Source organism: Chryseobacterium sp. SN22, from assembly GCF_008329705.1.
GTDB lineage: Bacteria > Bacteroidota > Bacteroidia > Flavobacteriales > Weeksellaceae > Chryseobacterium.
This window is the reverse complement of sequence record NZ_VTSX01000045.1, coordinates 1-11,735: the sequence shown is the minus strand read 5'-3', so window position 1 is coordinate 11,735 and position 11,735 is coordinate 1. Positions and strand designations below refer to the sequence as shown.

Below are 11,735 nucleotides of genomic sequence, written 5' to 3'. Positions count from 1 at the left end.
AAGCTGAAGAGAAGTCTGGGAATAAAGCCGGACACAGCTAAAAGGGAGATTCGGATAAGATCAGGTAAAAGTTAAGCTTAAGGCAGAGGCTAAGCGTCACAAGGGAAAAGAGGGTTTTAGAAAGGTTGGGAGAGGAAAATATGGTAAGGCGAATCGATAAGGGCTGCCTGAATGATGACGCCCCTGCAGCGCTTGATGAAATATGACAGCTTAACCCGGGCTCCGCCCGGGGTTATTAAATCACCCACTTCAGTGCTTTATTCGAAAGAACGCTTTATTTTCTTTCTTTAATATATATCTTATATAAATGACAGGCCTAATGATAAAAATAAACTTTAGTGAAATGTTCTTCAGAAGCCATGCCGCCCTAGCCCGGATCGCCGCGGTTACCCCACAGCTGCGAATGAAAGCATCGGGAAGCCATGGGTCTGGTGAGGGAGCAATGGCAAAAGGCCGGCGCGAGGAGTATGAGCAGAGAGCCGGATCAAGCTCCTAAGAAAATGTAATAATTCTGTTGACGGGATTACAATATTTATATCCATTAAAACTATTTGTAAATATAATTTGTACTGTAGAAAACTGTCTATGAATCGCTTGTTTATTAAAGAAAAATGAATCTCGTGATTTCGCAAGGATCTGCTCTGATTGATAACACTTAAATCGGGAACTTCAGCTTTTCTGATAATGAAAAGGTTTTATGATTATATGAACATCAATATGATTACAGAAATTATCTGGTAATGTAAGAATTAGTTCAGAAGAATTAATTTTATACTCAGCTTTACCGGATGCCCAGTTAAAATTTCCAGAATCATTTCATTTAAATTAAAACTGAATAAATACCTGTATTCCGCTACCATAAAAAATCGTCTTGTTTTTTTTCATTAAAATTGGTATCTTGTAAATCTTACAACATACAGATAGAATTTAATGCTAGAAAAGAAAGAACATAATTACGAAAAGGCCGTTTTGGTAGGCGTGGTAACGCAGCATCAGGATGAGGACAAGCTTCAGGAATATATGGACGAGCTTGAGTTTTTAGCCTTCACGGCCGGTGCTACCGTAGACCGTCGTTTTACCCAGAAATTAACCCAGCCGGATTCCAAAACCTTTATCGGAAGCGGAAAAGCGCAGGAAATAAAAGAATATGTAAAAGAAAATGCCATCGGCACCGTCATATTTGATGATGAGCTCTCCCCTTCCCAACTCAAAAACCTGGAACGGGAAATGGAAGTGAAGATCCTCGACCGTACCAACCTGATTCTTGACATTTTTGCTCAGAGAGCTACCACATCCTATGCAAGAACCCAAGTAGAACTGGCCCAATACCAATACCTTTTACCGCGGCTGACCCGCATGTGGACCCACCTTGAGCGTCAGAAAGGGGGAATCGGGATGAGAGGCCCCGGTGAAACGGAGATCGAGACCGACAGACGGATTATCCGCGACCGGATTTCCTTACTGAAGGACAAGCTGAAAACCATTGACAAACAGATGGCGACCCAGAGAAATAACCGCGGAAAGGTAGTGAGAGCTGCTTTGGTAGGATATACCAATGTAGGAAAATCTACGCTGATGAACGCTTTATCGAAATCTGAAGTTTTTGCCGAAAATAAATTATTTGCAACGCTGGATACGACGGTGAGAAAGGTGGTGATTGGAAATCTTCCTTTCCTTTTAACGGATACCGTAGGATTTATCAGGAAATTGCCGACTCAACTGGTCGAGTCTTTCAAATCGACCCTGGATGAAGTTCGTGAAGCGGATCTCCTGATCCATGTGGTGGATATTTCCCATGAAAGCTTTGAGGACCATATCGATTCCGTAAACCAGATTTTAATGGAGATCAATGCCCATCAGAAGCCGATGATCATGGTTTTCAATAAGATTGACGATTTCAGCTACCAAAAGAAGGATGAAGATGATTTAACGCCTTCGACGAGAAAAAATATCTCACTGGAAGAATGGAAAAATACCTGGATGGCCAAATCCAAGTATCCGACGGTCTTCATTTCGGCACTGACGAAAGAGAACTTCCCGGAAATGAAGAAGCTGATCTATGATGAAGTCATGAAGATCCATATCTCAAGGTTCCCTTACAACGATTTCCTTTTTGAATATTTCGATAACGACGAGGAAGAAGAAAACCAAAAAGAATAGATGAAATATCACTTTTTCCTATTATTGATTTTCGTTTCGGTTTTCGGTTTCAGTCAGAAGCCGAAAACCGACCTTAAAACGATCGAGAAAGATCTGAAAAGCGATAAATCCGCCTACAATTACGAGAAGCTTATTTTTAAATACAAAGCTTATCCAAGGTCTCTGGACACCATTGAAGCCCGGTATCTTTACTACGGAAGGAATTTCATAAAAAATCCCGTCATTACCACCGATCCGGATTTTAAAAGTTTAACGGAGGCTTTCAAAGCCAACAACTTCCAGGACTGCATCCGGCAGGGAAAAATTCTTTATGACAAAGATCCTACCAACCTGGATATTCTCCTGATCCTTCTGAAAGCCTACGACTATCAGAAAGACGGTGATAATTTCATGTACCACCTAAGCCAGTTCCGAGTTTTAACGGACGGTATGAAATCTTCCGGCGACGGAAAAACCGAAAAAACACCATACCTGGTAAATTCCGTGGGCGACGAATACATCCTGCTGAATATCTTAAACCTCGGGCAGGATTACACAAGAGGCTCAAAATCCGTACGGGACGGCATTCTCGACATCTGGGAAAAAGACAACAACAAAGTTTATATTAAAGTACTTTATATCGATTACTAAAAAATTAATTAAAAAAACAGCTTAGTGGAATTATATTATTCATTTTCAGCTCTTATCGTTCTAGCATCCATATTTTCATATCTTAATTACAGATTTCTTAAGCTTCCGAGTACGATCGGAATTATGGTGATTGCCATTGTGGTTTCCATCTTTCTGGTTTCTTTCGGGGAAGCGGTCTTACCGAAAACCTACGGGCACCTTCACGATCTGATGACCGGCATCGACTTTACCGAAGTCCTGATGGGCGCCATGCTTAATTTCCTGCTGTTTGCAGGAGGGATCCACATCAATCTGGACGACCTCAAGGAACAGTTCCGCCCGGTCTTAATTTTTTCTACGGTAGGTGTACTCATTTCTACTTTCGTCGTGGGATTCGGTATGTTTTACCTGTTGCCCTTCTTAGGCATCCAGTTGCCTTTTATATACTGCCTTCTTTTCGGAGCTTTGATTTCACCTACAGACCCTGTGGCTGTTCTCAGTATCCTGAAGCAGGCCAATGTATCGAAATCGCTGGAAACAAAGGTGGCCGGAGAATCACTTTTTAACGACGGGATGGCCGTGGTTATTTTCTCGGTAGTGCTTCAGCTGGCCATTGGCGAGCAGGTGGATTTAGGGCTTGAGAGTATCGGAATGCTGCTGCTGAAGGAGGCAGGCGGAGGCCTGTTGCTGGGAATTATTCTCGGCTGGATCACATCCAGGCTGATGCGTGAAGTGGATGATTATATTATTTCCGTGCTGGTAACGCTTTCCGTAGTAATGGGAGGCTATCTTATTGCCCGGCAAATGCATATTTCAGGGCCGCTGACCATGGTTGCTGCGGGACTGTTCATGGGTAATTTCAGTGTTAAATTTAAAATGAAATCGATCACACAGGATTACCTGATCAAATTCTGGGAACTTATCGATGAAATCCTTAATGCGGTGCTGTTCCTGTTTATCGGATTTGAATTACTGATGATCAAAGACTTAAGGCATTTTATCGTTCCGGGGCTGGCTGCTATCGTTATTGTATTGCTGGCCAGGGTGATTTCCATCTGGGGGCCTACAAAATTTATGAAACGGACCTTCAGTCCGCAGACCGTTAAGGTTTTGGTCTGGGGCGGAATCCGGGGCGGGGTTTCCATTGCTCTGGCGATGTCTGTTCCCAAAAACGAATACAGTGAGATTATTCTAAGCATTACTTACTGCGTGGTGGTATTTTCCATTATCGTTCAGGGACTTACGATTGCAAAAGTTGCCAACCCGAACAAGATTGCCATAGAGGAAGAGAAGCTGGAGAGTGTTGCTTTAAAAGAGAATAAATAATTTAAATCAAATGCATTCGCCATCTAAAAATTCTGCCGTTAAAGAAATCAGGGAAGCGCTAACCATTCTTTCCGTTCCTGAGAAAGCACAGTTTTTTCCGAAGTTCTTTAAAACGGGAAAAGGCGAATATGGAGAAGGCGATCTGTTCCTGGGGGTAAAAGTTCCGGATCAGCGGCTGGTGGCCAAAGAATATTATGAGAAAATTTCTCTTGAGGATCTGAGTCTGCTGCTTTCATCAGGATATCATGAGCACCGCCTGACCGCGCTTTTTATTTTAATTTTTAAATTTGAAAAAATAAAAGATAAAGCAGTACGGGAAACCATTGTTGACTTTTACCTGAATCATCTTCAGTACATCAACAACTGGGATCTGGTGGACTCAAGCTGTTATAAAATACTGGGCCGGTACTGCTTTGAAAATCAGCGGGACGACCTGCTGAGAACCCTTTCCGGCTCTGAAAAGATGTGGCACAAAAGAATAGCCGTTGTCGGGACGATGCACTACGTGAAGAAAGGATCTTTCGAACTGACGAAAGAGTTCGTTACCCGGAATTTAAAACATTCCCATGATCTGATGCATAAAGCCAACGGCTGGCTGCTCCGGGAAATGGGACAGAAAAATAAAAAGGAACTTATCGATTATTTAAACAGATATTACCGGGAAATGCCAAGAACCTGCCTGAGATACGCCATCGAAAAGCTGGATGAAGATGTACGGCAGGATTATTTAAAGGGCAGAGCCTAAAAAAGAAAACCATTATGAAAAACTTTATTAAACATGTTCTCCTGTTGCTGCCGCTCTTACTGCTGACCAGCTGTTTCGACATTCTGGAAAAGGTAAATGTAAAAGCAGACGGCAGCGGCGAATATACCGTTATCCTCAACGCAAGCAAGAGCAAAACCCGGCTGGCCTCCATTTCGAAAATGGAAACCATCAACGGAAAAAAGGTTCCGAAAAGACCGGAAATCGAAGCGAAGATCAATGAAGCAGCCCGGATCTTCAAAGCGACGCCGGGACTTTCCAATGTGAAGACCTCCATGGATTTTGATAATTACATCATCAAGCTGAGCTGCAATTTTAAGAGGATCGAAAACATCAACGCCGGACTCGAACAGCTTAAGGCTAAAAACATCATCGGCAAAATGGTTCCGACGCAGATCTACAGCCAGAATATGGCCGGCAAATCATTCACCCGCAATAAGATCAATACCTTCAGAAGCGATTACGATAAAATGAGCAAGGCGGATAAGGAAATCTTCAACGATGCCCGGTATATTTCCGTGTTGCAGTTTGAAAGCTCCGTAAAATCACAGACCAACAATGCCTATTCGCTTTCACCTAACCGGAAAGCCGTTAAGCTGGAAGCTCCCGTCCTGGATCTCATCCTTCAGAAAAAACCGTTACAGAATACCATTCTTTTTCAATAATTAACCATACACCATGAAATATTTTTTACAAAAAATACAGCTCCTTGTTTTCCTGTGTGCCGGACTTCTCTCTGTTTTTGCCCAGCAACGCATGAAACTCCCGAAAGACGTCCTGTTTTATATGGAAATCAACGGCAAGCAGCTGGACAAGAAAGTGAACTGGGAAAAATTCAACCCTTTGCTGCAGGAAGTTGCCAAAAAAGGCAAAACCAAGCCGAACTGGACCGACTACTCGAAAACCGGGATCAAATACGATGCGACGCAATACCATTATGCAGTACTAAACGATTCCGTGCAGGCTTATACGGCACATTTTATTCTGGATAACCAGGGAAAATTCCAGGAGTTCATCCATTCCGTAAAAAAAGAAGGGCTCGAAATTACCAGAAAGAATAAATATTCTTATGTAAATCTCGACAATGACGTGTTTGTCGCCTGGAACGGAAACCGTGCCGTCCTGAAGACCGTTAATTACAACAAACCCTACGACTGGGAAGACGATATCGACCTTGACAGCGCAAGATCAATAATCGACAGCGTTGCAGCAGCTGCTACCGACAGCGCCTATGCCGGACCGGAAACGGACAGTGCCTATGTGGAAAAGGCTTTTGATTATAAAGAAGAGATCGGATACCTGAAAGAAGATATTCAATCGCTCGAAGAAAGCATCAAAGAAAACCATGCTGAAATTACCCGGATCCAGAAGGATATCAAATACCTGGAAAAGCACCACCAGTATCCTGTAGAGAAGAAAGGATCCACCGATAAGAATTATTCCGATAAAGATCCTGAAACCCTTCCTCCGCCCATGCCCGAAGATATGGAAGAGGAGGATCCCGAAGCAGACGAAATGTATCAGAAAGAGCTTGATTCCATGAATATCGAAAAGTTCAGGATGGAGAAAAAGATTGCGGAAGCTGCCTTTGATGACTATTTCAATTCCGCTCCGGAGCTGGATATCCCGGGCGAGATGACGTCTTACCGCGACGGAAATTCCGATGTTTTCGTCTACCTGGATTATGCAGGCATCATGAAAAGCGGGGTATACGGAAGTATGATGAGAAGGTATGAATTCGGGCAGTTCTTTACGAATTTTTATAATTCAAACTATTCTTATAACCTGTATTTTGATAAGGATCAGGTAAGGCTGGTGAATAATTACCGGCACAATAACCCGGAAATCCAGAAAAGTATTGCCGCGATATACAAAGGAAAGAAGAATAAAAAACTGACAGCGCTCATCAACGATAAAAGCGTAGGTTACTACGCCATCAACGTAGACGGAAGCAAGTATTTCGATATGCTGTATACCTTCCTGAAAAGTTCCGGAGAGACTGATTACCGGAATGAGGCAGAACTGATCATGGAAACGATGAAGATTGCTTTGGATGAAGAGGCCATCGCCAGAATCGCACCCGGAAACGGAATTTTCGTGCTGAATGAACTGAAATCCAAAACCGTAAGCTACACCGATTTCGAATACGATGATGATTATAATGAAAAAGAAGTTCAGAAAACCAAGGAAGTGGTGATGCCGGATTTCACCTTTGCCTTTGCAACGGAAAACGAAGGTTACTGGAACCGCATCTTCACTTTGCTGACCGCGAATAAAAAAACGTCGAAGAATTTTTCTAAAAACGGAAACTTCTATGTATTTAAAGATGAAAATAGCCAAGGCTATTTCGATCAGCTGTTTTTTACGGTAAAGGACGGTATCGTTTATGTTGCCTCATCGCCGGATAATACCGTACCGAAGAACCAGTCGGAAATGGCGAAAATGTGGGCAAAAGACTCGGCAAAGTACCCTTCGTCGGGAAGGTTTGATATGCAGAAGCTGCTGAGCGGGCTGGAAAAAGAATTTAAAAGCATACCGGAAAGAAAAACCCTGGATCTCATCCGGAGAAATGTAGGCGAAGTCTATTTCAAAACGGAAGCAAAAGGAAACAATATAGAAACGGAAATCGATTACCGGATCCGGAATTCCTCTGAAAACAGCCTGATGTATTTCTTTGATCTCTTCGACGAGATCTACAAAATCAACGAATCCGAAAAGAAAACGCCGGTCCTTTAATGAAAAAATATATTGCCCTGATTTTATTTCTGATCGCAGCCACGGTCTATTTTGTATTTTACCATCAGGATAAAGCGTTGAGGTTTGTCCCGGAAAATACGGACATTCTTATCCTGGTTGATATGAAAAAAGGCACACGGCAATATATTTCAGAAATTCTCGGACATCCTTCATTGATAATGGAGAAAAACAAAGCCGGCGGTGCGCCCGCTTCTTTAAAGGACACCGGCTTAAAGATTCCTGATTTTTTACAGATTTTCCATCTTCAGGGCAGTCCTTTCTCTCACTGGTATAGCGTTTTTGAAATTAAGGATGAACAGAAGCTTTTGAATTATGTGAAACGGCAGGAATTCATCAGCACCGAGAACAACACTTTTAAAAAGGATTTTATTTTTCTGAAGATCTCAGACGGCAACTGCCTGATTGGAACTTCCGGTTCTGCATTTGAAAGTGTTGCCATCTCAATCAGGTCCGGGGAAACGGATTATCAGGCAAGTTCTTTTATCGACAGGAGTATAGGAAGTATTTCTTTTATTTCAGGGCCGCGAACGCGTAATTTTTCTGTTGATCTCCATGAACATGATATTGAGATTAAAAACAGTTTTCATCCTGAGAACTTCAGTCAGATTCTTTCCGGGATTGAAAACAGGACTTCCTTTTTTAGTGCTGAGACGGATGCCAGAAATATCAGAGATATCGCACGGCTTTTCAACATTGATTTCACGGAAACTGCCGGAGTTGAGTATGTACAGGCTACCGCACAACTCAAACAGGTGAATGACACCATCATCACCTACGGTTACGATGATCATTTTAATGAAATCGAGAAAAAGTCTGTTCAAAAGATCTTACAACCCGATTATGCCTTTGCCTTACACTCTGCCGATCCGGAAAAAGCCATCCGATATTTCCAGGAAAAGAAATGGATCAATGACCGGAACCAGTTTACTGCCATTCCTTTTCAGCCGAATACGGTCGTTAAAAATAAGAAGTCCGTTGAAATAATGTCGGTACGAAATCCCGTAAAGCTGCCTTCTAAGGTGGGGACCAATTATATTATTATAAAAAACAATCCGTTGTTGTTGTCAGAATGGAAGACAGGATCTCCGGTAGAAAAGAAGATAATCTCCCAACTGGAATGCTTCTTTTATGCCAACAGGAATCATGAGTATTATGTAAAATTACAGTTTAAAAAAGAAAAGCGACCTTTGATTTTAGGACCATAAACAGAAACCCTTCAAATTTTTATGTAACCACAAAAGATACTATGGATTCCTCAGATATTGCTTTGCTTAAAACATTCACCCACTATTTTCTTCACTTCGTTTTTCCGGTATTCATTGCCCTGATCTTCTACCGGGAACACTGGAAAAAAGTATATCTGATCCTGCTGGCAACCATGCTGGTGGATCTCGACCATCTTTTTGCGGACCCGATTTTCGATCCGGGCCGGGCGAGTGTAGGATTTCATTTCCTGCACTCTTATTATGCCATTGCGGTGTATTTTTTGATGCTGTTTTTCAGAGGAAATATCAGGATCATCGGCATCGGGCTGTTGTTCCATATGCTGACGGACCTGCAGGATTTTTATTTGTGGCAGCACTAATAACTCAGCCGCAAAGTCACAAAAGATTTTAATCTGCTTATCAAAGTCATTATGGCAATCCGAAAAGTATACAGAAGCTTTGTAAAAATCTTTGATTTTTATTCCCGGATCGTTTTTAACAAGGTAATTATTTAAAAGTCCTATGACTTTTATTTTATGGATTCCCTGTATACCGGTTTTATAAACCGTAGTAAATGAAATAAACTTTTATTAATATTTCCTTTAGGTATTTTAAAAACCGTTGATTTTTTGTATTTTACAGAGGCTTATGAAATTAAAAGAATTTTTACATTATACGTATATTTTCCCTGTTCTGGCCGTGGGCTATTATTTTTCCGGGCTGATGGGTACGGGTGTGGTATTTGACATTATCGCAGGAATTTTATTAACGGGCAGTGTCCTGTCGGCGGTTCATCATGCGGAAGTGGTTGCCCATAAAGTCGGGGAACCTTTCGGTACGATTATCCTGGCCCTGTGCATCACCATTCTTGAGGTCGCGCTGATCATTTCCCTGATGGTCGCCGGAGGAGAACAGGCTATTACCCTGGCAAGGGACACGGTTTTTGCCGCGGTGATGCTGATTCTGAACGGAATCCTGGGGATCTGCATCCTGGTCGGCGGGGTAAAATATTACGAACAGTTCTTCGCGAGGACTTCTGCCACCACTTATCTGGTGAGTATCGTTTCGATCCTGATTTTAACTTTGGTGCTGCCGAATTTCACATCCAGCGTCAACGGACCATTTTATAACCAGGCCCAGCTGATTTTCGTATCGATTGCCTGCCTGGTGATTTACGGGGTATTCCTAATGGTTCAGACGATCCGACACCGGAATTATTTCATCGCACCGGAAGAACATCCTGAGGAGCATTATACCCCTTCAGTGAAAAAAACAACGGTCAGCTTTGTATTTTTAGTGATCTGCCTGGCCATTGTGGTGGTGATGGCCAAGGGGCTTTCCTCAACCATTGAAGACATGGTCCGGAGTTTAGGGGCCCCAAAATCCCTGGTGGGCGTCATTATTGCGGCGGTCGTTTTGCTTCCGGAAGGAGTCGCGGCGATCCGGGCGGCGCGCAGCAACCAGATCCAGTCGAGCCTCAACCTGGCACTGGGTTCCGCACTGGCGAGTATCGGCTTAACGATTCCCGCAGTTTCCGTGGTTTGTATTATGTATGATATCCCATTGGTTCTCGGCCTGGATAAGAAAGACGTGATCCTGCTTTCTCTTTCGGTATTCATTGTGATGCTCTCTTTAAGCCGCGGAAAAACGAATGTCCTCTACGGAACGGTATTGCTGGTGAACCTGGCGGCCTACATTTTTACGGTGATTGTGCCTTAAAGGTTAAAGGCTGGAAGATGGAAGATGGGTGCAGGAAGTTTCCGGTTAAGATTATTGTTGACTGTCTTAACGTGAACTCAAGGGATAAATTGTAAAAAAGCTGGAAGAGGGAAGCTGGATGCAGGAAGTTTCCGGTTAAGATTATTGTTGACTGTCCTAACGTGAACTCGAAGGATAATCGTAAAAAAGCTGGAAGAAGGATGCCGGATGCCGGAAGTTTCTTTCGGCAAAACTATTATCCAAGATGTTTTTTGTTAACGGCAATCCGTTTTAGATCATGAGTTATTCGCGTTTCTTATTTTATAAAACTTGATATCTAAACAAAATATCATCGGTTCATCTGTCTTAATAACACTAACCCGAATTTAAAGTTCAATTTTGAATTTTAAACTTATAACGCTGAACCTTAAACCAAAACTTTGAACTTTACAGCCTTCTGGCCAGGTCCATTTTGAAAGCCATCAGCTTAGCAATGTTTTCAGCTTTATAAATTGCCTGATCTGCATCCTCTCCGGCGAAATGCTCCCCGACGGTTGCCGTCCAAAGCTTCAGCCAGCGGTCGAAGTGCTTCTGCTCCATCGCCCGGATCTCATTGATCGGGAAGTGCGCGCCCATCGGGTTTCCCTTGTACGACATCTGCCCAAACAAAACCGATTCCCAGAATGCATACATCTTCGGCAAATGTTTTTCCCAGTCTACTCTGGCAATCTCATTAAAGAAAAAGCCGATCTCCTCATCCTTAACCACTTTATCGTAAAACGAATTCACCAGAAGCTCAACATCTTCTCTCGATTCCAATTTTTTCATGATTCAAAGGTAGGGTAAAAGTTGGATTGCAGAATGGGTTGTGGGGTTGATGTATTTCAGGTATTGAAAGGTTTATGAAAATTTTAGCTGCCAGAACAATCAAGGAATGAATTATTTATAATCGAAACGGTCTTCATCATAGTATCAGTAAAAAACCACACGAAAGGATTTGTGCGGCAGCGGAGGGGTTGAGGTGTCGCAGATGTTGGAGGATTTCAAAAGAAGATAATTTTAATTATTAATAGTTTTTTCTGAAATAATATTTAATTTTACATGAATATGCTTTAATTTAACCATACAGATATCAATTGGAATAAAGTAATATTTGTTAATTAGAAATTCTCATGAAAAAATTCTTTTTTTTACTTACTGTATTATACAGTTTTTTA

General features: G+C 42.2%; 11 protein-coding genes. 10 read left to right on the top strand and 1 reads right to left on the bottom strand.

Annotated features, from left to right (window positions below; translation table 11 throughout):
• Window positions 1–319 precede the first annotated feature (319 nt).
• The 10 genes from FY557_RS20230 (at window position 320) to FY557_RS19585 (ending at window position 10,539) form a co-directional block, all read left to right on the top strand.
• Window positions 320–496, top strand: coding sequence for a hypothetical protein (locus FY557_RS20230; RefSeq protein WP_185151781.1), 177 nt, complete (start codon window positions 320–322; stop codon window positions 494–496).
• A 434-nt stretch (window positions 497–930) separates the two neighbouring features.
• On the top strand, window positions 931–2,160 hold the full coding sequence (gene hflX, locus FY557_RS19625) for a GTPase HflX (RefSeq protein ID WP_149248919.1): 1,230 nt from the start codon (window positions 931–933) through the stop codon (window positions 2,158–2,160).
• Complete coding sequence (locus FY557_RS19620; RefSeq protein WP_149248918.1) at window positions 2,161–2,790, top strand: DUF4919 domain-containing protein; 630 nt, start codon at window positions 2,161–2,163, stop codon at window positions 2,788–2,790.
• A gap of 24 nt (window positions 2,791–2,814) precedes the next feature.
• The gene (locus FY557_RS19615) at window positions 2,815–4,095 is read left to right on the top strand and encodes a cation:proton antiporter (protein WP_149248917.1); all 1,281 of its coding nucleotides are present in this window, start codon (window positions 2,815–2,817) and stop codon (window positions 4,093–4,095) included.
• Window positions 4,096–4,105: 10 nt separating this feature from the next.
• Complete coding sequence (locus tag FY557_RS19610) at window positions 4,106–4,840, top strand: DNA alkylation repair protein (protein WP_149248916.1); 735 nt, start codon at window positions 4,106–4,108, stop codon at window positions 4,838–4,840.
• 14 nt (window positions 4,841–4,854) lie between these two features.
• A complete protein-coding gene (locus tag FY557_RS19605; RefSeq protein ID WP_149248915.1) occupies window positions 4,855–5,523 on the top strand; it encodes a hypothetical protein in 669 nt (222 codons plus the stop codon).
• A gap of 13 nt (window positions 5,524–5,536) precedes the next feature.
• Window positions 5,537–7,594 carry a hypothetical protein gene (locus FY557_RS19600; RefSeq protein ID WP_149248914.1) on the top strand — a complete coding sequence of 686 codons (2,058 nt, stop codon included), beginning with the start codon at window positions 5,537–5,539 and terminating at the stop codon, window positions 7,592–7,594.
• Window positions 7,594–8,820: a hypothetical protein gene (locus tag FY557_RS19595; protein ID WP_149248913.1), complete on the top strand. Its 1,227-nt coding sequence runs from the start codon at window positions 7,594–7,596 to the stop codon at window positions 8,818–8,820. Before FY557_RS19600 ends, FY557_RS19595 begins: the two co-directional genes overlap by 1 nt.
• 41 nt (window positions 8,821–8,861) lie before the next feature.
• The gene (locus tag FY557_RS19590; protein WP_149248912.1) at window positions 8,862–9,200 is read left to right on the top strand and encodes a DUF6122 family protein; all 339 of its coding nucleotides are present in this window, start codon (window positions 8,862–8,864) and stop codon (window positions 9,198–9,200) included.
• 268 nt (window positions 9,201–9,468) lie between these two features.
• On the top strand, window positions 9,469–10,539 hold the full coding sequence (locus FY557_RS19585; RefSeq protein WP_149248911.1) for a calcium:proton antiporter: 1,071 nt from the start codon (window positions 9,469–9,471) through the stop codon (window positions 10,537–10,539).
• A 426-nt stretch (window positions 10,540–10,965) separates the two neighbouring features.
• Here the strand turns inward: FY557_RS19585 and FY557_RS19580 are convergent, their stop codons facing one another.
• Window positions 10,966–11,346 (bottom strand): group III truncated hemoglobin, encoded by a 381-nt coding sequence (locus FY557_RS19580; protein ID WP_149248910.1) that lies wholly within the window; start codon window positions 11,344–11,346, stop codon window positions 10,966–10,968.
• Window positions 11,347–11,735 lie beyond the last annotated feature (389 nt).